This window comes from Segatella intestinalis (genome assembly GCF_029348455.1).
In the GTDB taxonomy this organism is placed as follows: Bacteria; Bacteroidota; Bacteroidia; order Bacteroidales; family Bacteroidaceae; genus Prevotella.
Map to the genome: position 1 here is coordinate 85037 of NZ_JARJVV010000012.1, position 22606 is coordinate 107642.

A 22606-nucleotide genomic window follows, 5' to 3' on the forward strand; every position below is an offset into this window, starting at 1 on the left:
AACCATGATGACGACCTTACAAAAAAGTAATCATCCTGCTCTGTGTTCAAATCTCAAAGTCCTATATCAGTTTACTTGTTTACCTGGAACTTTGTGCAGCCGTCCTTGAAGAAGGCATTGATTTGCTTGGCAGCAGCAATACCTGCATTGATATTTGCCTCAGCAGTCTGCGCTCCCATCTTCTTAGGTGTAGAGAAATAACGACCTTCAAACTGTGCAAAGTCGGCATCAGCATCAGGCTTGATGTCTGTGATAAACTTCAAGTCCTCACGCTCTGCAAGAAGCTTTAACAATTCAGGTTCATTGATTACTTCCTTGCGGGCTGTATTGATAAGAATACCACCCTTTGGCAACTGATTTACAGTCTTATAATCGATACTCTTGATGGTTTCAGGAGTTGCAGGAATATGAAGCGATACAATATCGCAAGTCTGGAACAACTCATCCTGGCTCTTTACAGCATGAACACCTGCAGCCTCAATTACGTCGGCAGGACAGAAAGCATCATAAGCAGCCACTTCCATACCAAAGCCCTTAGCAATGCGAGCTACGTTTCGGCCTACATTACCAAAAGCAAGGATACCTAATTTCTTACCCTTCAACTCAGAGCCGGCCTTTCCATTATAGAAGTTACGTACGGCAAAAACGAGCAAGCCGAAAACAAGCTCTGCTACTGCATTAGAGTTCTGACCAGGAGTATTCTCAGCCACTACATGATGGGCAGTAGCTGCAGCCAGGTCGATATTATCATAACCAGCACCAGCACGAACAATAATCTTCAGATTTTTGGCTGCCTCGAGAACCTCGGCATCAGCCTTGTCTGAACGAATGATCATTGCATCTACGTCTTTCACCGCATCGAGAAGTTGCGCTTTCTCTGTATATTTCTCAAGCAGAACCAACTCATTGCCTGCTCCTTCTATTTCTTTCTTGATACCCTCTACAGCAGCTGCTGCAAAAGGTTTTTCTGTTGCAACTAAAACTTTCATAATAATAATTGAATAATAAAATTCGAAAGTTAATATAAAGATGATATAAAAGAGGAGGTCGGATGCTGTAATCAGACAGTTTGCTCAACAGCAGCATCCGCCCATCTATTTTCAACTTGGATTAATGTTGTGCCTCAAAGTCCTGCATGGCCTTGACGAGTGCGTTGACACCCTCCATAGTCATGGCGTTGTAGCAGCTTGCACGGAAACCACCCACAGAACGGTGACCCTTGATGCCCACCATACCACGTTCAGTAGCAAACTCAAAGAAAGGCTTCTCCAACTCTGCATACTCATCGTTCATTACGAAACAGATGTTCATCAAAGAACGAGAAGCTTCTTCAACAGTACCCTTAAACAACTTGTTGCGGTCAATTTCAGCATACAAGACCTCAGCACGCTCATGAGCACGCTTGTCTGCAGCCTCCACACCACCATTCTTTTTCAACCAGCGAAGATTCTCCATCAAAGAATATATAGGAACTACAGGAGGTGTATTGAACATACTTCCCTTGTCTACATGGGTACGATAATCAATCATAGTAGGCAACTCACGTGGAGCCTTACCCAACATATCGTCCTTGACAACTATCACAGTAACACCCGCCATAGAAAGATTCTTCTGTGCACCTGCATAGATAGCAGTATACTTGGAAACGTCTACAGGACGGCTCATGATATCTGAACTCATATCCGCAATCAGTGGGACCGCAACATCAGGATCACGACGCAACTCAGTACCATATATAGTATTGTTGGAAGTGATGTGCAAATAATCAGCATCAGCAGGAACGTTGTTCTCAAACTGTGGATAATAGCTGAAGTTGGCCTCGGACGATGATGCGATCTCAACGACCTCACCAAAATGCTTAGCCTCTTTCATCGCCTTCTTGGCCCAAGTACCAGAATTAACGTAGGCTGCCTTCTTGATGAGGAAGTTAGCAGGAATCTGCATAAACTGTAACGAGGCACCACCACCAAGGAAGATTACGGAATAGCCCTCAGGTATATCGAGAAGTTCCTTGAAAAGGGAGACTGCCTCGTCAACAACTGGCTGGAAATCTTTTGCACGGTGGCTGATTTCCATCAATGAAAGACCAGAACCATTAAAATCCAAAATCTGCTTAGCTGTGTTCTCAATCACTTCGCGTGGAAGCATTGATGGACCTGCATTAAAATTGTACTTCTTCATCTGTTGTTTATTTAAGTTTTAGTGTAATGTTCTCCTTTATTGGAAAAATACATCGGCGAAATTACAATTAATATTTGAAACTACCAAATATTTCTGCACATTTTTAGCATTTTGAGCAAAAAACTAACAATTTATCACTCCATTTCTAAAAAAGCATGCATATTCATGCAGTTTACCTCACTTCTTCTACAACTGTCCTGATGCCTTTAATCTTCTCGCCTGCTACTTGTCGGAGCACCTGTCTGAGGCGTGGACGTGCCACAGCAACATAGGCATATCTTTCTTTTACGTCTATCTTTCCAATCTCTGTAGTCGTAAGACCTCCTTTTTTACAGAGGAAACCTACAATATCGCCCTTGCTTATCTTGTCTTTCTTGCCCTTGCCGATATAGAGCGTTGCCATTCGTGGAAGAGCAGGCGCAGGCAGTTCGGCCGGAATCTCATAATCTTCCACCTCAGCATCAACATACTCAGGAATGCTTTCTGTAGGTCCCAACAGGAAATAGGCTTTACCTTTCGACTCCCATCGTGCAGTTCTTCCCACACGGTGTATGTATCCGTCCTCGCTCTCGGGAAGATGATAGTGAACGATATTGTCGATATTAGGAATATCAAGTCCACGCGAAGCCAAATCGGTGCTTACAAAAATGTTGGCACTGCCATTGCTGAACTTGTAAAGCGCATCCTCACGCATCTTCTGTTCCATACCTCCATGGAAGCAGGAGGTAGAAAAGCCTTCCTGACGCAAAAACTGGTCAGTACGCTCCACACTGTCTCGATAGTTGAGGAACACGATACTGCTTTCATCCCCAAAGCTGCGAAGTAACTTCGACAAAGCCTCAAGCTTATCTTTCTGCTCACTCCTTACCTTATATATATGTACACGCTCAGGAACCTGCTCGTCATCCAGCCGATAGTCAACCTTCTCTACCCTTCCCATATGCACAAACTGCGGGATGGCTTCAGCCTCTGTAGCAGAAAGCAGGATACGCCGTTCCAGATGTGGCAAGGATTGCAAGAGTCTGCTCATCTCGTCCTGAAAGCCCATCTCTAAACATTTATCAAACTCATCGATAACGAGATACTTGACATGCTCGGCAGAAAGGTTTCCTTTATCCAGATGATCGTTGAGACGTCCTGGTGTACCGAAAATGATCTGCGGTCTTACCTGACGCATCACCCTATGTTCATCCATCGTCATTCTGCCTCCATAGCAAGCCATGGCACGCAGACCACTTCCCATATCCTTGAGAACAGTAGCCGACTGCAGGGCAAGTTCTCTTCCTGGTGTAACCACAATAGCCTGCGGCATATCATCGCCAGCATCCACCAGTTGGGTAAGGGGCAAGAGATAGGCCAGGGTCTTTCCACTTCCCGTAGGCGAAAGCACCACCACATCTTTGTCACTTCGTAACAAGGCATGCATTGCATCTTGCTGCATGGCATTAGGGGTTATCCCCATTTTATCTAATATTGATTTCATTTTAAATATTCTAATGTGTTGAATTAAAATAAATGATGACATCATCCCTTCTATTTCATCAGTCGGTCGATTTCATCAAACTCCTTTCCCTTGTTCAGATTGAGGTAAATTGTATACAGGGGCAAAGCCCATTTCTCCTGAGCACCAGGCTCCATTTTACGAAATTTCTCTAAATAGGGCAAAGCTTTTTGGTAATAACCAGTTAGCTCCTGATGACGTTTGCGCGACAGATATGTATTTTTGTCGAGCTCCACCGCCATATTGAAGTAAGCCAATCCGGCATTGTAATACACCTCGGCAATACTGTCATTGCGCTGTATCAGTTTGTTACTCAACTCAAGGCTTTCTTTGTTTTTTCCCTGATTAAGCAAAATTGTGCTTTTAGTGAAAAGATAAAGTCCGCTCTCAGCATCAACCTGCAAAGCCTTGTCTACTACAGCCATTGCCGAATCAAGTTGGTTCTGCTTCGTATAATACTCAATGAGTCGTGGGAAGAAGAACGGGAACTTAGGTGCATGCTCGAATCCTTCCTCAAGAGTCTGCAGATAACGGACCGTATCTTTCTCCAGTTTATAGGTCTCTGCCAAGAACTGGAGCATATAGTCGTAATGAGCCGTATCTTTCAGGGCTTCATAAGAGTGATGAAGTGTTGCCTTGGGATTCTTCATCTTGTATCCACAATACACAGCCCAGTAAGCCGCTGAAGGCAGATATTTGTCATGCTGCTGATAATCGTAACCTTCGAAGAGAGGAATATGCGCGCACGAGATATATTTGTCGAAGAACCTGTAAGCCTCGGCATAGTTCTGCTTACGCACAAACCAACTACCGCCATTGTATAGGTTGGGACGTATCTGGTTGAGATATTCGGCATGTCCCTTCCTTGATTCTATCTCCACCTTTCCTTTACGGTTGGGTATGCTTTCTACCGAGTCGATTCCCTCGGCTATGACAAAAAGCTGACGAGTCAGACTGAACAATTTCGCCGTATCATATTTCTGCTTCAGATACAACTGCTCATTGCCCTGCTCATATTGTTTCCTCACGGCATCGTAGAGCACAGCCCATATCTTACGGTTGGCACGGTTGGCAGAATCGAGCAACAGTTTTTCCATATTCTTCTGTGCTTGGTCGAGGTTTTTCCCGGCCTTGACCAAATCTTTAGCTGCAGCAATCTCCTTCTTCTGTGCCTGCACAGGCTGCACATAGAGCCATGCCATACCTGTCAGCAGACACAGCATACATACGAACTTCTTGAGTCTTGTCAATCTTCTATTATATATTATCAATCGTCTCAATATAATCAATATTCTCATCAAATATTTAGTTCTAATTACTTACCTATTGCCATACTGATAATAATACCAATATGTATTTCCATATGTATCTCGCAGGGCAGCCTGCGTCTGCATAGCATCAGCAAACTTATGTTCCAAAGCCTGATAGTCCTGGAAGTCGGCCTCCATCACATCATCGTGCAGCACTACCATAGGATGAGTACGCCTGTGCACATAGAGCACAAGAGCCTCTTTATAGTGTTTTGGCAAAGGAATACTGTCGGCAATATAGGTGCGTTTTATCTCTGCCACAAAGCGGTCGAGATTCTTGTCGAGCAACAATCCACACAACAGATAGTCCTTAGGCATACGCAGTTTGTTTCCTGCGGTCTTGTTTTGTCTCATCCAGCGTGGCGTTTGCCACATCATTGCCTTGACAGTAACACCATCAGGAATCATCGCCTTGCTTCCTCCCATGAGCGGATATTCGAACAGATGCTCTCCCATGCTTCCGCAGCGATGCAGACAAGCTATACGCAACATGGTCAGCGAAGAGTCGGTGTCCTGCGACTTGTGTCCCACCTTCAAAGCCTGATCATACTTGCCTTCTTTCATGAACCGTTCCATCTTCATGCGCTCATGGAACACCCTGTCGTTGTTGGCCACGAGAATGGTGAGCAGCATCATAACCAAAAGCTGCAACAAGTTTTGCCAAGTGAGTTTTGTAAACCAACCTTCATTATGAGGCAAAGGCTCGAAAGGTTCCACCTGTCTTGCCACCCACATGCCAGTCCCCCATAGCGCGAGCAGCAAAGGGATTATCCACCACCAGGCTCCCAAACTATGATGCTCATCAAAGTCGACCGGAATATCGGTCAATACTGTAAGCATCAGCATCGATGGGAAATAAGTCAAGGCATGGAATCGACGCTTTACCTGTGTAAGGGTACACACACCCATCTGCAGTAGAAACAATGCCAACGTAAGGAGAATGGGTGCCAGTACATAGCTGTAGGTCGTCATTCCTTTCGAAAGCACATATTGTGCTACTGCCAACACATCATCCTGAAAACAATCCAGGTAAAGGTATGTAAACGATATAAAGACAATAGCCATGGTGAAGCGCATCTCCACCATGCTATTCTTTTTATTTCTCATTCTTTTCAAATTTCTATCTTAATTTTTCTTCAACACCAAGGCCGATCGTGCAGGCAGATAGAGCTTGAGCCACTCCTTACGGTCGCCCACATAAAGAGGATCGTAGGTTGTGAGATGAGTCATGGAATCATCATTGAGCCCATTTCCTCCAAACTCCTTGTTGTCGGTATCAAGCACTATACTGTAAGCACCTGTTGGTACAAGAAAACCATAGTCTGTAAACGAGCGCGTTGGCGAGAAGTTGAACACAAAAAGAAGGTCACCTCTCATATATGCCAACACCTGGTCGCCGTCGTTGTGCCATATCTCCTGCACCGGTGTCTTATTGAAGTTTTTCTCACTTTTGATGGTTTTGATCATTGCCTTATCAAAATCACCCAAGTAGCAGTAGCACAGTTCCTTGTTGTCGACCAGGTTCCACTGCCTGCGTGCATACTTGTAACTCCATCCGTTGCCCTCACGAGGGAAATCAATCCACTCAGGATGTCCGAACTCGTTGCCCATGAAGTTGAGATAGCCTCCATTGATGGTAGAAGCTGTCACGAGTCTTATCATCTTATGCAGGGCAATTCCTCGATGTGCCATGTCGTTTTCATCTCCCTTCTTGAAATGCCAGTACATGTCGGCATCGATGAGTCTGAAGATAATGGTCTTGTCGCCCACCAAAGCTTGGTCGTGGCTCTCGCAATAGGATATTGTCTTTTCGTCAGCACGGCGGTTCTTCACTTCCCAAAAGATGCTGCTTGGTTTCCAAGCCTCATCGGGCAGTTCCTTGATGGTCTTTATCCAGTAGTCTGGGATGTTCATCGCCATTCGGTAATCGAAGCCATAACCTCCATCTGTAAACTTTGCTGCCAGTCCTGGCATTCCGCTCACCTCTTCGGCAATGGTAATGGCATGCTTGTTCACCTCGTGAATCAGCAGATTGGCGAGGGTAAGGTAACAGATGGCGTTGTCATCCTCGTGTCCGTTGAAATAGTCGCCATATCCCATAAAGGCCTCTCCGAGTCCGTGCGAATAATAGAGCATGGAAGTCACTCCGTCAAAACGGAATCCGTCGAAGTGGAATTCTGCGAGCCAGTACTTACAGTTGCTCAACAGGAAGTGTATTACCTCGTCCTTTCCATAGTCGAAGCACAGGCTGTCCCATGCCGGATGCTCATGCCGGTCGCCAGGATAGAAGTATTGGTTGGGGTCGCCAGCCAGATTGCCCAATCCCTCAACCTCATTCTTTACTGCATGCGAGTGCACAATATCCATGATAACAGCAATTCCGTTCTGATGGGCAGTATCGATGAGTGACTTCAGCTCCTCGGGAGTTCCGAAACGACTGCTGGCAGCAAAGAAACTGCTCACATGATAGCCAAAGGAACCATAGTAAGGATGTTCCTGAATGGCCATGATCTGTATACAGTTATAACCATCGGCAATGATGCGTGGCAGAACCTTCTCCTTAAACTCAGTATAAGTTCCCACCTTTTCTGCATCCTGTCCCATACCGATGTGACATTCGTAGATAAGCAGAGGCGATGTATTAGGTCTGAAAGACTTTTTCTTCCAGGTGTAAGGCTCAGGATTCCAAACCTGAGCCGAGAATATCTTGGTCTGCTCGTCCTGTACAACACGCTGCGCCCATGCAGGAATTCGCTCACCTTCTCCACCCTGCCAGTGAACCTTCATCTTGTAAAGGTCACCATGCTTGATGGCTTTCTCTGATAGTTTCAGTTCCCAGTTGCCTGTACCGCTGATACGCTTTGCCTTGTACTTGGGGCATTCCTTCCAGTCGTTGAACTCGCCTATCAGATATATCTCAGTAGCATTGGGAGCCCACTCACGGAACACCCATCCACGGGCTGTTTTGTGCAGCCCAAAATAGTCGTAGCCATTGGCGAAGTCGTTGAGTGTCTTCTTGCCATTCTGTGTCAGCTGTCCCAACTTCCACAAAGCATGTTCGTGCCTGCCTCGTATGGCGCCCTCATAGGGTTCCAGATAGGGGTCGTTCTTCACCAGTCCGATATGCTTGGGCTGTACAGTCTTTTTTGTTTTTGACTTTACTCCTTTGGCAGGAGTGGTAGTCTTCTTTGTTGCCATAATAGATTATTTAAAGTTGAAAGTTGAAGGTTAAAAGAAAATTGTTGCGAGCAACTAAGCCTTCACCTTGAATATAGCTTTGTGAATATCACCTTCACCGATGCATGGCTGATGACCGTCCTGTGGCCAGAAGATGGCAAACTCGCCTGGCTTGCAGTTTACATAAGTCTCTGCCTTTGCTCCTGGATATTTTGTGACATCCTTCTCTGCGTTGTACTCTGCTTCTGGCAGATCGGCAAGAGGCAGATATCCATAAGTCTCATTATTGTCGAGTGGTATCTGTATGTCGAGCATATTCTTGTGTGTCTCAAAAACAGCCTCGTCAGCAGTCTTTCCGTGAGCTGTAGTGATGTTTACAAACAAGTCTTTATCCTTGATGAAGTGCTTGCCTGCCTCCAACTTGTTCAGATCATTTTCCTTGATGAACTTCACTACTTCCTCGAAAAGAGGATTCAGAGAAACATATTTCTCCAGATTGTCTAATGTATCTACTACCATATCGTTTAAAATATTGAAAGTTACTATTTTGTGTCTGATATTTGCTTGTTATTATTTTACTCAACTTCCGCTGGGTTCAAAAGTTATAGAAATTAAAGAATCTATCTCTTCCTACGGTCGTTAGAAGTTATAGCATATAGCCTTGGAGGGCTACACCTTTTTATATTATATATAGATAGGCATCTCCACCTTTTATATAGATAGGCATCTCTGCCTTAATATGATACTTGTTCGACTCATCTATGATGACAGCGTCGACTCATCTATTAAAGGCGATGGCTTTCTGATTTTATTCCTCAAATCGCTTTCCGTTCTCGTAATAGCCTTTTGCAGTAACCTGCCCGTTGCGGTCTTTCTCTACAAACTTTCCATCACGCCTGTCGGCACGATAAGTTCCCTCAAAGCGCTTTCCGTCTTTCGTCTCCTCGATACAGAAGCCTTCACGACGTCCTCCACGATACACTCCCTTGAAGCGATTTCCATTTGCATAGTGAATAATCACCTCGCCGTCTACCAATCCCTTTTTGAAGTCCCCCTCGAAGACATCGCCATTCTTCTTTGTCAGTTTGCCTCTTCCGTTCTGTACATCGTCCATCCATGAACCTACATACATGTCGCCATTCTTCCATACAAAGGTTCCCTGACCCGAGCGCTGTCCGTCGTTGAACTGTCCTGTGTACTTTGAGCCATTGGCTGCGCGGAAGATGCCTTCGCCCGTACGCTCGCCCTGTACATAATCGCCTTCGTAGACATCACCATTATGGAACTTATATATTCCTTTTCCATCCTGTATGTCGTCTTTCCAGTCGCCTATATATATGTCGCCATCAGCATATTTGAAGGTTCCCTTCCCAGAGCGTTGGTTGTCCACCCAACTGCCTTCGTAGGTGGTTCCGTCTCCCCAGTTGAAGAAACCTGTACCATTCTTCATGTCGTTCATCCACTGTCCACGATAATATGCCCCTCCGGCATAGGTATAGGTTCCTCTGCCCTGTCGCTTGTCCTTATACCAGTCACCGTCATATTTGTCACCATTGTAATAGTACATGATGCCATGTCCGTGCTGATAGTCGCGGAACCAGAGTCCTACGTATTTATTATTGTTTTGGAAATAGAAAGTACCCTTGCCGTGCTGCTGGTCCTGCATCCACTGGCCTTCATACTTCTCGCCGTCAGAGAAAGTATAAACGCCATAGCCCTCTCGCTTGCCTTTGAGGTAATTGCCCTCATAGGTATCGCCATTTGGGAACACAGTAGTTCCCTTTCCCTGTGGCTTTCCACTGACCATTTCGCCTTTATACTGTCCTCCGTCCTTGGTGGTACAGGAGCCTAATGAAATCTTCTGAGCTCCTGCCGACAGGGGTATAAAAAACAGCATCCATGCTGCTATCCGTATCTTGTAATTCATATTTTTCTATTTGTTTGACCTCCAAAGTTATATATTTTCCGGCAAACAGCAAAATAGATTAAGCAAATTTAACTCAAGTAGCATGTTTGCTATTTCTCAAATTTCGCAAACGGGGAAGTTGAATTTAAAAACAAAAAGAGCGTACCACAAGCAGAACACTACTTATGATACACTCTTTGTCGTATTATTATGCCTCTTTCATTTGGCGCAACAGCTCTTTCTGTCTGTCATTCAGCGTGGTTGGCAACTTCACGTTGTATGTAATCATCAAATCGCCAAATGTTCCGTCACCACGGTCGCATCCTTTTCCACGAACCCGAACCTTGGTTCCGTTCTGCGTTCCAGGCTTAATCTTGAGTTTGATTTTCGAACCATTGCTCAATCTGATAATCCCCTCGCCACCCAGCAAGGCCGTATACATATCGATGTTTACGTTCATCAGCATTTCTCCTGTGCTTTGACGCATATTCTGCGAGCCATATTCCGTTCCGCCACCAAAGCCATCAAAGCCTGCACCTCCAGAACGGCGACGAGCGCCACCGCCAAATAGGTTCTCGAAGAAACTGCTGAATCCACTACCGCCCGAACCAAAATTGCTGAAGTCGAAGCCCTCGAAAGGATTTCCTCCTGCTGAGCCTCCAGCTCCGCCAAAGCCTCCGAAGCCTCCTGCCCCGCCAGCCTGCTCGTAGGCAGCAGCATTCTTCCACTGCTCACCATATTTATCGTATTTGGCTCGCTTGTCAGGATCGGAAATCACGTCGTATGCCTCATTGAGCGCCTGGAACTTAGCCTTTGCCTTAGGGTCATTAGGATGCAGGTCGGGATGAAACTGTTTGGCACGCTTGCGATAAGCCGCGCGCACATCATTTTGTGGTATATTCTTGTCAACACCCAAAATCTTGTAATAATCTACGAATGCCATATTCTTTTGTCCTCCATATTTATTTTAATAACTTTTCTCTAACAAAAAGTATGCCTGTTTGACTTCTTTTTTGTAATTTTGCACTGTAAAACAAAAAATGGCAGATTATGAAACAAATTCTGACAGCGCTGCTCCTGGCGCTCACATTCAATTCTCAAGCTATGGCACAACAGAAAACCATTAAAATCAGAGTTGTAGAAACCAGCGACGTTCACGGCTGTTTCTTCCCATACGACTTTATCAACCGCAAGCCCAAGGCGGGTTCGCTGGCAAGGGTGTCGTCGTATGTCGACTCGCTGAGACAAGAATACAACGACCGACTCATCTTGCTCGACAATGGCGACCTGCTACAGGGACAACCCACCTGCTACTATTACAACTACATCAATACCAAGGCACGCAACGTGGCTTCTGACGTACTCAATTACATGAAATACGATGCCGAAACCTTCGGCAACCATGATGTAGAGACAGGACACGCCGTCTACGACAAGTGGGTGAGCGAGCTGAAATGCCCTGTCTTAGGAGCCAATATCATCAATACCAAGACAGGCAAGCCTTACGTCAAACCCTATGTCATACTGGAACGTGAGGGAATAAGAATCGCCATCTTGGGCATGATCACTCCAGCCATCCCCAACTGGCTCACCGAGAACCTATGGAGCGGCATGCGTTTCGAGAATATGGTGACGAGCGCACGCCAGTGGATGGAATACATACAGCAAAACGAACAGCCCGATGTAGTGATAGGACTCTTCCATAGCGGTAAGGAAGGAGGCATCCAGACACCCGAATACGACGAGGACGCCTCTATGAAGGTGGCACGCGAGGTTCCGGGATTCGACTTGGTACTCTTTGGTCACGACCACACACGCCATGCCGAAACCATCACCAATGTAGCTGGCAAGCAGGTGGTTTGCCTCGATCCTGCCAACAATGCCATGAGTGTGGCAGATGCAGAGATTACGGTAACCATAGACGAACACCAGTTGCATGGCAAGAAACTTCACATCCTGCAGAACAAGAGTGTGGAGGGAAAAATAGCCGATGTGACAGATTGTCCTGTCGATGAGAAGATGCTGAAGATTTTCGAACCACAGATAGCCGAGGTAGACAAGTATGTAAGCAAGCAGATTGGCACATTCAAGAACACCATCTACAGCCGCGACTCCTACTTCGGAAGCAGCGCCTTCAACGACTTCATCCTCAATCTGGAGTTGCAGATTACCCATGCCGACATTGCCTTCAATGCTCCTCTGCAGTTCAACTCCTCCATACAGGCAGGCCCTATCTGCGTGAGCGATATGTTCAAGCTCTACAAATACGAGAACCAACTCTACGTAATGCGCCTCACAGGCAAGGAGATACGCCGCCACTTGGAGATGAGCTACGACCTGTGGGTCAACACGATGAAGAGTCCCGATGACCATCTCCTGTTGCTCGACCAGCAGACGCAAGGCGACCAACAGCGCTTAGGCTTCAAGAATTTCTCGTTCAACTTCGACAGCGCTGCAGGCATCGACTACGAAGTGGACGTCACCAAGCCCGATGGAGAAAAAGTACGCATCCTTGGCATGAGCAACGGCGAGCCTTTCGATGAGAACAAATGGTACAAGGTGGCTGTAAACAGTTATCGGGGAAATGGCGGAGGAGAGCTGCTCACACGTGGCGCAGGCATTCCAAAGGACAGTCTTGAATCACGTATCATCTGGCGAAGCGAGCGCGACCAGCGCTACTATCTGATGCAGGAAATAGAGAAAATGGGCACCGTAGACGCCAAGCCCAACAACAACTGGCGATTCGTTCCCGAAGAATGGGTAAAGCCTGCTGCAGAGCGCGACTTCGAACTGCTCTTCAAAAAGAAATAAACTCACTCGAGGAGTTAAGGAGTTAAGGAGTTAAGGAGTTAAGGAGTTAAGGAGTTAAGGAGTTAAGGAGTTAAGGAGTTAAGGAGTTAAGGAGTTAAGGAGTTAAGGAGTTAAGGAGTTAAGGAGTTAAGACAAATGCTTTAGTGGACTTGAAATTAAACATTAAACACTAAACATTTCCTCCAAAGCTGTTGGCTTTAACTTCTGAACGACCGAAGGGAGTGATAACTTCTTTAACTTCTATAACTTCCCGAAAATTAACTTTCCCCAAAAACGAACAACTTCTGAACTTGCTAAAGTTCAAAGAAAGAATCTCAACATAAAGAATAAAGAAATGACCTATTGGTTTATATTTTGCAAGACCGACCTCTTGCTGCAGAAACAGGCAGACGGAAGCTACACCATTCCCTGCTCTGAAGAGAGTCCGATAGAACTCAAGCCCTGGACCCATGTTCTCAACATCAGTCCTATGGAAGACGGAACCGAGGTAAAGGCTTTCACCATCGACACCCCCGTCACCGACAATCCCAACTATGAGATGTGCGGACTCCGTCCCAGTTACTACAAACTGAGCAGAGACCTGTACCTCAAGGCAGGAAAATGCCATGAACTCATCTACTGGGACCAGAACACACAGTTCTGCGGAATATGCGGAGCACCCATGAAGATGTCGACCGATATCAGCAAGAAATGCACTCAATGCGGCAAGTCGGTATGGCCCTCGCTCGCCACTGCCATCATCGTCCTCATACGCAGGGGAGAGGAAGTCCTTCTGGTACATGCCCGCAACTTCAAGAGCGACTTCTATGGACTTGTGGCTGGCTTTGTCGAGACTGGCGAAACCCTTGAGCAAGCCGTACACCGTGAAGTGATGGAAGAGACAGGACTCACCATCAACCACCTGAAGTATTTCGGTTCTCAGCCCTGGCCATATCCCAGCGGGTTGATGGTAGGCTTCACCGCCGACTATGTAGATGGAGAAATCCATCTGCAGAAAGAAGAACTCTCACGCGGCAAGTGGTTTACCAAGTACAATCTGCCCACCATTCCCGAAAAACTCTCCATTGCCCGACAGATTATCGATGCCTGGCTCGAAGAACAAAAGTCTAATCTATAATAACAATGAATAGCAAAGAGAAACTCTGGAATGCCAATTACATCAAGGTGATGACAACAAACTTTCTGTTGTACTTCGCCTTCTATCTCCTCACCCCGCTCCTGCCCCTCTATCTGAGCGAAACTTTTGGAGCCACCAAAGACACCATAGGCATCGTACTGAGCGGCTACACCGTGGCAGCCCTTATCGTGCGCCCATTTTGCGGCTATGTGGTAGACAGTTTCTCGCGCAAGAAAGTGCTCATGCTGTGCCTTTCGGGCTTTGCCGTCTTCTTTGCCGGATACATAGCAGCAGGCACAATCCTCATGTTTGCCATTTGCCGAACATTGCATGGCGGACCCTTCGGAGCCGTCACCGTAGCCAACAGCACCTGCGCCATCGACGTGCTGCCTTCCAGCCGGCGAAACGAAGGCATCGGACTTTATGGTCTCAGCAACAACTTCGCCATGGCAATAGCTCCATCCATCGGCATCTATCTGCACAACATGGTAGACAGCTACATGATACTCTTCTGGATAGCTTTCGTCGTAGCGATAAGTGCAGTGCTCATCGCATGGACTATCCGGTTGCCCGAAAAAGACATCATTCGCAACAAAGAGAAATTGTCGCTCGACCGCTTCTTCCTCACCCGTGCATGGCTCCTCGCCATCAATATCGCCATGTTTGGCTTCTGCTGGGGCGTATTGAGCAACTATCTCGCCATCTACAGCAAGGAGGTTTTGTCCATCACAGGAGGAACAGGCACTTATTTTGCCCTTCTCTCTATGGGTCTTTTCAGTTCTCGTCTGCAGGGCCGTAAAGCCCTCAGCCAAGGCAAGTTGACACAGAATGCAGCCGAGGGAATGCTCATCTCACTCGTTGGCTTCACCCTCTTTGTGGCCATTCCCCATCCAGTGGCATATTACCTCTCTGCCATCCTTATCGGACTGGGCAACGGGCATCTCTACCCTGCCTTCCTCAACATGTTTGTCCACGTGGCACGACACGACCAGCGAGGCACTGCCAACAGCAGCATTCTTACGGGATGGGACCTTGGCTTCGGCATAGGATGTCTGTTGGGCGGAATCGTTGCCGAACACTTTGGATACACTGCCACCTTCTGGATGGTGGCTGCCGAGAATGCCGTTTCTGTAATCCTCTTCTTCCTTGCCTCACGCCAGTTCTTCGAAAGAAGGAAGATCCTGAAAGACTGAGACTTCCGCTAACTTCTCTTATCTTTCCAGCCAGTAAAGTTCATACTGTTAAACTTTCATAATTGAAAGCAAAAAAGCGTACATAAACTTGCTTTTTTGGAATTATTACAATATCTTTGCAGACATAAGTTGTAAGATACGCTGCTAAGATTATTAGCAATATAACTCAAATTTATTAACATTAAAAACAAAGACATCATGAAAGAACTGAAAGGAACCAAAACCGAGAAGAATTTGTGGGAAGCATTCGCAGGCGAATCGCAGGCCCGCAACAAGTACACCTACTTTGCCAGCAAGGCCAAGAAAGACGGTTATGTGCAAATAGCCAACATTTTTGAGGAGACAGCAGCCAACGAGAAGGAACACGCCAAACTGTGGTTCAAGTACCTCATAGGCGGCGAGATAAAGAGCACAGCCGAGAACCTCTTGGCAGCAGCCGAGGGTGAGAACAGCGAGTGGACCGATATGTACAAGCGCATGGCAGAAGAGGCTCATGCAGAAGGATTCGAAGAAATCGCTGCCAAGTTTGAGATGGTGGCAGAGATAGAAAAGCACCATGAGGAGCGCTATCGCAAATTACTGAAGAACGTAGAGGACAAAGTGGTGTTCTCGCGCGACGGCGACTGCATCTGGCAGTGCTCCAACTGCGGGCACATCGTAGTTGGCAAGCAGGCTCCTGAGGTTTGCCCTGTTTGCAACCATCCACAGAGCTACTTCCAGATAGAAGCTCGCAATTATTAAATCAACTGAGTCCACTTGAAAAAGTCATTTTTACGAAAATCAGCTATTGATTGTCAATATGTTACAAAGACAAAAAATACGATTTTCGACTTTATCAAGTGGACTCATTACTTTTAGAATGGAAGATCGTCTGCACTGCCTGTCTCAGCAGAAGCAGCAGGAGCAGCAGAAGCTGGAGGGAAAGGAGCAGTGGCTCCAGCTGCAGGAGCAGCTGCTACAGGAGCACCTGCTGGTGGGAACGGAGCACCAGCTGGCTGCATTCCGCCAGCCATGGCAGCAACAGTATTAGGATCTACGTGCTGAACATTCCATGCACGAATATTATTAAACCAGCGGCCATTATATTCGTGAGCATCGATATCAAAGGATACCAAGATCTCTTCGCCGCTCTGAATATTAAACTGTGCCAAGCGTTCGGCTCCGAAGACATCGAAGACCAACTTCTTGGGATACTGCTCATGAGTCTCAATGACAAACGACTGTGATTTCCACTCACCTCTTGCAGAGACACCGCTTCTTTCAGGCAAAACGGCAATAACCTTTCCTTGTAATTCCATATTATAATAATGTTTGAATAATGATACTTAAACTTTCCTCTCGAGAAACTATTCACACCCGCAACTCACAACAGAGGTGAAAGATGAAGAAAGTTTTCTCTTTAGACTGCGAAATTACTAAAAATAGTTCATAAACTGAAACTTTTTATCGATTTTTTTGTACGTCATCGATATTTTTTGTATTTTTGTGGTCAGTAAGAAAAGAAATGTAGAACATAAACAAAATTATAAACACTCATGAGATTTGTTTTATCAAGCTCTGCCCTGAGCAGTAGGCTCAACATGCTTGCGAAAGTAATCAGCAGCAAGAATTCCTTGCCCATCCTCGATTGCTTCCTTTTCCAGGTTGCTAACAATGTGATGACCATCACAGCAAGCGACAGTGACAACGTGATCAAAAGCGTCATCGACCTGACTGAATGTGAGGGAGAAGGCGAATTCTGCATCCCCAACAAGGTGATTCTCGACGCACTGAAAGAGTTGCCAGAGCAGCCTCTCACCCTGGACGTGACCCCCGACAGCTACGCCGTGAAAATCGTTTACCAGAACGGTTTGTACAACTTCACAGCGCAGAGTGCTGAGGACTATCCTCGCACACAGAGCATGACCGATGCAGCCAATTCTATCATGATACCTGCCACCGTCCTGATCGACAACATCTCCAGAAGCCTGTTTGCCACAGCCAACGACGAGTTGAGACCTATTATGAACGGTGTGTACTTCGATTTAACCCCCGACGCACTCGCCATTGTAGCAAGCGACGGCCATAAGTTGGTACGCAACAAGAACTTCTCTATCACAAGCGAGACTCCTGCTTCGTTCAATCTTCCCAAGAAACCAGCCAACCTGCTGAAGAACATTCTTACCAAGGACGGCGGTGACGTGCTTATCAAGTTCGACGACAGAAATGCCGAGATCAAATACAACGACGGAGTACTTAACTGCCGACTGATAGACGGAAGATATCCTAACTACAACTCAGTGATTCCTACCGACAATCCAAGTCAGACCACAGTAGACCGCCGTGCCCTTCTCAGCGCCTTGCGCCGTGTGCTCCCCTTCGCCAGCGAGAGCAGCCAGTTGGTTCGTCTGCACATGGAGAATGGCCACTTCGAAGTATCTTCCGAGGATATCGACTTCGCCACATCAGCCAAGGAACAGCTCTCTTGCGAGTACACCGGCACACCTATGAGCATCGGTTTCAAGGGCAGCAGCCTCATGGAGGTTCTGAGCAATCTGAACAGCGACCAGGTTGTCATCATGTTGGCAGACCCAAGTCGTGCCGGCATTATCGTTCCTGCCGAGCAGCCTGAGGACGAGGACGTGCTGATGCTGATTATGCCAATGTTGCTCAACGACTAAAATAATAAAAACATATAATGAAATTAAATCTTAAAAAGCCCTTAGTAGTCTTCGACCTGGAGACTACGGGGCTTGATATGGTTAAAGACCGTATCATCCAGATGTCGTATATCAAGGTCATGCCCGACGGTAGCGAGACTCGTAAGAATCTCTACGTAAACCCCGGAATGCCTATACCCGAAGAAGTCGTCGCCCTTACCGGCATCAGCGACGAGGATGTGAAAAACGCACCTACATTCAAGCAGCTGGCAGCCAACTTGCAGAAGGAGTTTGAGGGATGCGACTTTGCAGGCTACAACTCCAACCGTTTCGACGTGCCTATGCTCGCCGAGGAATTTCTGCGTGCAGGCATCGACTTCGACTTCAGCAAGTGCCGCCTGATAGATGCGCAGACCATCTTTATGAAGATGGAACGCCGCAATCTTGCTGCCGCCTACAAGTTCTACTGCGGCCGAAAGATGGAGGAAGACTTTGAGGCCCATCGTGCCGACCAGGACACCGAAGCTACTTACCGAGTGCTCATGGGCGAGCTGGACAAGTATGCTCCCGGAGTACAGGAAGAACCAGAGCGTGTTCTCAACAACGACATGGACGAGTTGGCCAAGTTCTCCATGCAGAACGACAACGTCGACTTTGCCGGCCGCATCATCTGGCAGGAGCTGAAAGATGCTCAGGGCAACGTGCTTACCGACGAACAGGGAAATCCACGCAAGCATGAGGTGTTCAACTTTGGCAAATACAAAGGCTGGGACGTGGCAGAAATCCTGCACAAAGATCCAGGCTACTACACATGGGTATTGGGCAGCGACTTTACCTACAACACCAAGCAGGTGCTTACCCGCATCCGTCTGAGGGAGTTCAATAAAAGATAAAGTCATGTTCTCAACTTTCGCTGGACGAGTTATTTTTCAAGGAGTTAAGAAAGATTCCTTCCAGCGAAGGTTCAACCATCAAATGTTCAAATCAGAAAAATGAGTCTTAAAGGAAAGAAAATAGTACTGGGCATCACTGGCTCGATAGCAGCCTACAAATCTTGCCTCATCATAAGAGGCCTCATCAAGCGGGGAGCCGAAGTGCAGGTTGTCATCACACCTGCCGGCAAGGAGTTCATCACTCCCATCACGCTCTCTGCCCTTACCCATAAACCCGTTGTCAGCGAGTTCTTCTCGCAGAGAGACGGTACATGGAACTCGCATGTCGACCTCGGCCTCTGGGCTGACGCCATGCTCATTGCGCCCTGTACGGCTGCCACAATGGGAAAGATGGCAAACGGCATCGCCGACAACATGCTCATCACTACCTATCTGTCGATGAAGGCCCCTGTCTTCATCGCTCCAGCCATGGATCTCGACATGTACAGACATCCGTCCACCCAGCACAACATGCAAACACTCCTGAGCTACGGCAACAGAATCATCGAGCCAGCCTCCGGATTCCTGGCAAGCGGACTGGAGGGCAAGGGACGCATGGAGGAACCCGAGATCATCGTCGACAGTCTGGACCGTTACTTCGATGAACAACAGCAGCAGGACCTCAGTGGCAAGAACATCATGATCACTGCCGGTCCTACCTACGAGAAGATAGACCCCGTAAGATTTATCGGCAACTACTCATCGGGCAAGATGGGATTTGCCCTTGCCGAGGAATGCAGAAAGCGAGGCGCCCACGTCACGCTGATAGCAGGCCCAGTGGCGCTGCAATGCGACAACGACATCAGACGCATCGATGTGGAGAGCTGCGAAGAGATGTACGAGGCTGCCACCCATGAGTTTACAGGCTGTGATGCAGCCATCCTCTGTGCGGCAGTAGCCGACTTCCGTCCAGCCGTTGTTGCCGACAGGAAGATCAAGCGCGAGAAGGACGACCTGGTGCTCACCCTGGCTCCCACCCACGACATCGCAGCAGCCCTTGGACAGATGAAGCAGAGCCACCAGCGCATCGTGGCTTTTGCCCTGGAAACCAACGACGAGGAAACCAATGCCGAGAAGAAACGCAGGAAGAAGAATGCCGACTTCATCGTGCTGAACTCCACACGCAATGCCGGCACCACCTTCCGCACCGACGACAACCAGATAACAATCATATCCGAGAAAGGCAAGAAAGAATATGAGAAAAAGCCGAAGACTGAAGTGGCTCGCGATATCATTGACGAGCTGGCTGGCATGCTGTAGTTACGGCCTCCAGGCACAGGAACTGCAAGCCAAAATCACCATCAACCATGCTCAGATACAGGGCACGGACAATGCCGTATTCGACAACCTGCAACAGACACTCGAGCAGTTTGTCAACGACCGGCAATGGACCCATCTGCAGTTTCAGAAAAACGAGCGCATCAACTGCAACTTCAACATCACGGTGACAAAATACGCCAAAGACCAGAACCTCTTCACGTGCAAAGCGCTGATACAGGCCAACCGACCCGTATACAATGCCGCCTACACCACTACTATATATAATAATGTGGACGAGAACTTCACGTTCAACTTTGCACAGTTCGACCAGCTGGACTTCAACGAGGAGAATCTCGACAACCAGCTCACAGCTCTCTTTGCCTATTATGCCTACCTCATCATCGGACTCGACCTCGACACCTTTGCGCCCATGGGAGGCGAGGATGTGCTGCAAAGATGCATGAACCTCACCAACAATGCACAAAACCTGTCGTACCCGGGCTGGAAAGCCTTCGACGACAACAGAAACAGATACGCCATCATAGCCGACTATCTCGACGGAGGAATGCAACCCTTCCGACAGATGCAGTACGACTACTACCGCAAGGGACTCGACGAGATGGCCAACAATGCCGAGCGAGGACGCACGGAGATTACGACCACGCTCGAAACCAATCTGAAGAAAGCAAAGGAGAACAAACCGCTCAGTCTGCTGCCACAGATATGGACCGACTACAAGAAAGATGAGTTGGCAAACATCTACAAGGGCAAGGGCACACAGAAGGAGAAAGAGAGCATCTACGAACTGCTCTTCAACATCAATCCTTCGCAGAATGCCCAATGGGACAAAATAAAGCAATAAAGAAACCGACAACATGCTCAAACAGCTATACATCAAGAACTTTACACTCATCGACGAACTCGACATCCAGCTGCATCCAGGCTTCTCCGTCATCACGGGCGAGACAGGTGCAGGCAAGAGCATCATCCTGGGTGCCATCGGTCTGCTGCTCGGCAACAGAGCCGACACCAAGGCCATCAAGGCAGGATGCGACAGATGCACCATCGAGGCACACTTCGACCTGTCGAGATACGACATACAGAGCTTCTTCGCTGAGCACGATATCGACTATGACGCCGACGACACCATCATCCGCCGCGAGCTGACAGCCGCAGGCAAAAGCCGTGCCTTCATCAATGACACACCCGTTTCGCTCAGCCTGATGAGAGAGCTGGGCGAAAGCCTGGTCGACATCCACTCACAGCATCAGAACCTGCTGCTGCAGAAAGAGGATTTCCAGCTCAACGTGGTTGACATCATCGCTCAGGACAGCAAGTTGCTGGGCGACTACAGGGCCACATACAATCAGTATCACCAGGCCAGGCAGCGACTCGCCAAGTTGGAGGAAGAGATAGCGAAGAGCCGTGAGAACGAAGAGTTCCTCAGATTCCAGTACAAAGAGCTCGACCACGCCCAGTTAGAGGAAGGCGAGCAGGAATCGCTGGAACAGGAAGCCGAGACACTGACTCATGCCGAGGACATCAAGACTGCCCTCTACGAAGCCGACAACACGCTGACCAATGAGGACGGAAGCATACTCGAAAGGCTGAAGTCCACCTGCCAGCAGCTCGCATCCATCAAGGAGGTCTATCCCGCCATAACAGAGGCTGCCGAAAGACTCGACAGCAGCTACATCGAACTGAAGGACATCGCTCAGGAGATAGGCACCAACGTCGACCGCGTCGACTTCGAACCGGCAAGACTCGACGAGATCAACAGCCGGCTCGACACCATCTACTCGCTGCAGCAGAAGTTCCATGTACAGGACATCAATGCCCTGATAGAAATCAGAGAGCACCTCAAGCAGCAACTCGACCACATCGGCAACAGCGACGAGGAGCTGGCAGCCCTGCAGCAGGAGGCCGAGCATTGGCTTTCCAAGGCAGAACAGGCGGCCAGGAAGCTCACCGAGCTACGCACCAGGACAGCCAGGAAGATAGAAACCGAGATGCAGCAAAGACTCGTGCCGCTGGGCATTCCCAACGTGCGTTTCGAGATCAGCTTCACCGCCAAACCACTCTCACCCGACGGAGCCGACAAGGTCAACTTCCTCTTCAGCGCCAACAAGAGCACACCTCTGCAACCCGTCAGTCAGGTGGCTTCGGGTGGCGAGATAGCCCGTGTGATGCTCTCACTCAAGGCAATGATCAGCGGAGCCGTCAAGTTGCCAACCATCATCTTCGACGAGATCGACACAGGTGTAAGCGGAAAGATAGCCGAGAAGATGGCACAGATCATGGCAGAGATGGGCGAACTCGACCGCCAGGTCATCTCCATCACCCACCTGCCACAGATTGCCGCCATGGGCAGACATCACTACAAGGTGCTGAAGGAAGAAACCCCACAGGGCACACGTTCCCACATGACGGAACTCACCGAGGAGCAAAGAGTAAGCGAAATAGCGCAGATGCTGAGTGGAAGCGACATCACCGAGGCCGCCCTCGCCAATGCGCAGGAACTGCTCAGAAGCTATCGCAAATAAATGCTATTGTGGGCATGAAATTAAACATTAAAAATA

The 22606-nt window shown here is 47.9% G+C and carries 19 protein-coding genes; 9 read left to right on the top strand and 10 right to left on the bottom strand.

Going from position 1 to position 22606, the window contains the following annotated elements; all coding sequences use genetic code 11:
- Positions 1–71: 71 nt before the first annotated feature.
- The 9 genes from P3T48_RS09525 to P3T48_RS09565 form a co-directional block, all read right to left on the bottom strand.
- Entirely contained in the window at positions 72–989 is a 918-nt protein-coding gene (locus P3T48_RS09525) for an NAD(P)-dependent oxidoreductase (protein ID WP_217757495.1), read from the bottom strand.
- A 121-nt stretch (positions 990–1110) separates the two neighbouring features.
- Positions 1111–2181: a 3-phosphoserine/phosphohydroxythreonine transaminase gene (gene serC, locus P3T48_RS09530; protein WP_158463452.1), complete on the bottom strand. Its 1071-nt coding sequence runs from the start codon at positions 2179–2181 to the stop codon at positions 1111–1113.
- A 172-nt stretch (positions 2182–2353) separates the two neighbouring features.
- Positions 2354–3664 carry a DEAD/DEAH box helicase gene (locus P3T48_RS09535; RefSeq protein ID WP_022253306.1) on the bottom strand — a complete coding sequence of 437 codons (1311 nt, stop codon included), beginning with the start codon at positions 3662–3664 and terminating at the stop codon, positions 2354–2356.
- A 50-nt stretch (positions 3665–3714) separates the two neighbouring features.
- On the bottom strand, positions 3715–4905 hold the full coding sequence (locus P3T48_RS09540; RefSeq protein WP_276506557.1) for a tetratricopeptide repeat protein: 1191 nt from the start codon (positions 4903–4905) through the stop codon (positions 3715–3717).
- Positions 4906–5001: 96 nt separating this feature from the next.
- The gene (locus P3T48_RS09545; protein ID WP_276506536.1) at positions 5002–6099 is read right to left on the bottom strand and encodes a DUF6057 family protein; all 1098 of its coding nucleotides are present in this window, start codon (positions 6097–6099) and stop codon (positions 5002–5004) included.
- Between the two features lie 18 nt (positions 6100–6117).
- The gene (locus P3T48_RS09550) at positions 6118–8190 is read right to left on the bottom strand and encodes an alpha amylase C-terminal domain-containing protein (RefSeq protein WP_276506537.1); all 2073 of its coding nucleotides are present in this window, start codon (positions 8188–8190) and stop codon (positions 6118–6120) included.
- Positions 8191–8244: 54 nt separating this feature from the next.
- Positions 8245–8688, bottom strand: coding sequence for a NanQ anomerase/TabA/YiaL family protein (locus P3T48_RS09555; protein ID WP_276506538.1), 444 nt, complete (start codon positions 8686–8688; stop codon positions 8245–8247).
- A 289-nt stretch (positions 8689–8977) separates the two neighbouring features.
- Entirely contained in the window at positions 8978–10096 is a 1119-nt protein-coding gene (locus P3T48_RS09560; protein WP_276506539.1) for an MORN repeat-containing protein, read from the bottom strand.
- A gap of 187 nt (positions 10097–10283) precedes the next feature.
- Positions 10284–11018 carry a J domain-containing protein gene (locus P3T48_RS09565; RefSeq protein WP_276506540.1) on the bottom strand — a complete coding sequence of 245 codons (735 nt, stop codon included), beginning with the start codon at positions 11016–11018 and terminating at the stop codon, positions 10284–10286.
- A 107-nt stretch (positions 11019–11125) separates the two neighbouring features.
- Here P3T48_RS09565 and P3T48_RS09570 point away from each other — a divergent pair, with 107 nt between their 5' ends.
- The 4 genes from P3T48_RS09570 (at position 11126) to rbr (ending at position 15937) form a co-directional block, all read left to right on the top strand.
- Complete coding sequence (locus P3T48_RS09570; protein ID WP_276506541.1) at positions 11126–12886, top strand: bifunctional metallophosphatase/5'-nucleotidase; 1761 nt, start codon at positions 11126–11128, stop codon at positions 12884–12886.
- A gap of 256 nt (positions 12887–13142) precedes the next feature.
- Positions 13143–14003 (top strand): NAD(+) diphosphatase, encoded by an 861-nt coding sequence (gene nudC / locus P3T48_RS09575; RefSeq protein WP_276506558.1) that lies wholly within the window; start codon positions 13143–13145, stop codon positions 14001–14003.
- 5 nt (positions 14004–14008) lie between these two features.
- A complete protein-coding gene (locus P3T48_RS09580) occupies positions 14009–15196 on the top strand; it encodes an MFS transporter (protein ID WP_022253297.1) in 1188 nt (395 codons plus the stop codon).
- 198 nt (positions 15197–15394) lie between these two features.
- The gene (rbr, locus tag P3T48_RS09585) at positions 15395–15937 is read left to right on the top strand and encodes a rubrerythrin (RefSeq protein WP_158463460.1); all 543 of its coding nucleotides are present in this window, start codon (positions 15395–15397) and stop codon (positions 15935–15937) included.
- A gap of 113 nt (positions 15938–16050) precedes the next feature.
- On the opposite strand, the gene P3T48_RS09590 is transcribed toward rbr, so the two are convergent.
- Positions 16051–16494, bottom strand: coding sequence for a DUF3127 domain-containing protein (locus P3T48_RS09590; protein ID WP_158463461.1), 444 nt, complete (start codon positions 16492–16494; stop codon positions 16051–16053).
- A 237-nt stretch (positions 16495–16731) separates the two neighbouring features.
- On the opposite strand from P3T48_RS09590, the gene dnaN reads away from it, so the two are divergent.
- The 5 genes from dnaN (at position 16732) to recN (ending at position 22570) form a co-directional block, all read left to right on the top strand.
- Positions 16732–17856 carry a DNA polymerase III subunit beta gene (gene dnaN, locus P3T48_RS09595; protein ID WP_276506542.1) on the top strand — a complete coding sequence of 375 codons (1125 nt, stop codon included), beginning with the start codon at positions 16732–16734 and terminating at the stop codon, positions 17854–17856.
- Positions 17857–17873: 17 nt separating this feature from the next.
- Positions 17874–18728 (top strand): 3'-5' exonuclease, encoded by an 855-nt coding sequence (locus P3T48_RS09600; protein WP_276506543.1) that lies wholly within the window; start codon positions 17874–17876, stop codon positions 18726–18728.
- 99 nt (positions 18729–18827) lie between these two features.
- Complete coding sequence (coaBC, locus tag P3T48_RS09605; protein WP_276506544.1) at positions 18828–20027, top strand: bifunctional phosphopantothenoylcysteine decarboxylase/phosphopantothenate--cysteine ligase CoaBC; 1200 nt, start codon at positions 18828–18830, stop codon at positions 20025–20027.
- Positions 19963–20889, top strand: coding sequence for a type IX secretion system protein PorD (porD, locus tag P3T48_RS09610; protein ID WP_217757514.1), 927 nt, complete (start codon positions 19963–19965; stop codon positions 20887–20889). The genes coaBC and porD overlap by 65 nt, the downstream gene beginning before the upstream one ends.
- Before the next feature lie 13 nt (positions 20890–20902).
- Entirely contained in the window at positions 20903–22570 is a 1668-nt protein-coding gene (gene recN / locus P3T48_RS09615; protein WP_276506545.1) for a DNA repair protein RecN, read from the top strand.
- The last annotated feature ends 36 nt before the right edge of the window (positions 22571–22606 follow it).

What these genes read in the sequence shown, in the direction of transcription:
- P3T48_RS09550 (WP_276506537.1), bottom strand. Translation starts at nt 8,190, where the DNA reads ATGGCAACAAAGAAGACTACCACTCCTGCCAAAGGAGTAAAGTCAAAA.
- porD (WP_217757514.1), top strand. Translation starts at nt 19,963, where the DNA reads ATGAGAAAAAGCCGAAGACTGAAGTGGCTCGCGATATCATTGACGAGC.
- P3T48_RS09545 (WP_276506536.1), bottom strand. Translation starts at nt 6,099, where the DNA reads ATGAGAAATAAAAAGAATAGCATGGTGGAGATGCGCTTCACCATGGCT.
- serC (WP_158463452.1), bottom strand. Translation starts at nt 2,181, where the DNA reads ATGAAGAAGTACAATTTTAATGCAGGTCCATCAATGCTTCCACGCGAA.
- P3T48_RS09565 (WP_276506540.1), bottom strand. Translation starts at nt 11,018, where the DNA reads ATGGCATTCGTAGATTATTACAAGATTTTGGGTGTTGACAAGAATATA.
- P3T48_RS09580 (WP_022253297.1), top strand. Translation starts at nt 14,009, where the DNA reads ATGAATAGCAAAGAGAAACTCTGGAATGCCAATTACATCAAGGTGATG.
- P3T48_RS09560 (WP_276506539.1), bottom strand. Translation starts at nt 10,096, where the DNA reads ATGAATTACAAGATACGGATAGCAGCATGGATGCTGTTTTTTATACCC.
- P3T48_RS09570 (WP_276506541.1), top strand. Translation starts at nt 11,126, where the DNA reads ATGAAACAAATTCTGACAGCGCTGCTCCTGGCGCTCACATTCAATTCT.
- P3T48_RS09555 (WP_276506538.1), bottom strand. Translation starts at nt 8,688, where the DNA reads ATGGTAGTAGATACATTAGACAATCTGGAGAAATATGTTTCTCTGAAT.
- rbr (WP_158463460.1), top strand. Translation starts at nt 15,395, where the DNA reads ATGAAAGAACTGAAAGGAACCAAAACCGAGAAGAATTTGTGGGAAGCA.
- dnaN (WP_276506542.1), top strand. Translation starts at nt 16,732, where the DNA reads ATGAGATTTGTTTTATCAAGCTCTGCCCTGAGCAGTAGGCTCAACATG.
- P3T48_RS09525 (WP_217757495.1), bottom strand. Translation starts at nt 989, where the DNA reads ATGAAAGTTTTAGTTGCAACAGAAAAACCTTTTGCAGCAGCTGCTGTA.
- P3T48_RS09540 (WP_276506557.1), bottom strand. Translation starts at nt 4,905, where the DNA reads ATGCTGTGTCTGCTGACAGGTATGGCATGGCTCTATGTGCAGCCTGTG.
- P3T48_RS09600 (WP_276506543.1), top strand. Translation starts at nt 17,874, where the DNA reads ATGAAATTAAATCTTAAAAAGCCCTTAGTAGTCTTCGACCTGGAGACT.
- P3T48_RS09590 (WP_158463461.1), bottom strand. Translation starts at nt 16,494, where the DNA reads ATGGAATTACAAGGAAAGGTTATTGCCGTTTTGCCTGAAAGAAGCGGT.
- coaBC (WP_276506544.1), top strand. Translation starts at nt 18,828, where the DNA reads ATGAGTCTTAAAGGAAAGAAAATAGTACTGGGCATCACTGGCTCGATA.
- recN (WP_276506545.1), top strand. Translation starts at nt 20,903, where the DNA reads ATGCTCAAACAGCTATACATCAAGAACTTTACACTCATCGACGAACTC.
- P3T48_RS09535 (WP_022253306.1), bottom strand. Translation starts at nt 3,664, where the DNA reads ATGAAATCAATATTAGATAAAATGGGGATAACCCCTAATGCCATGCAG.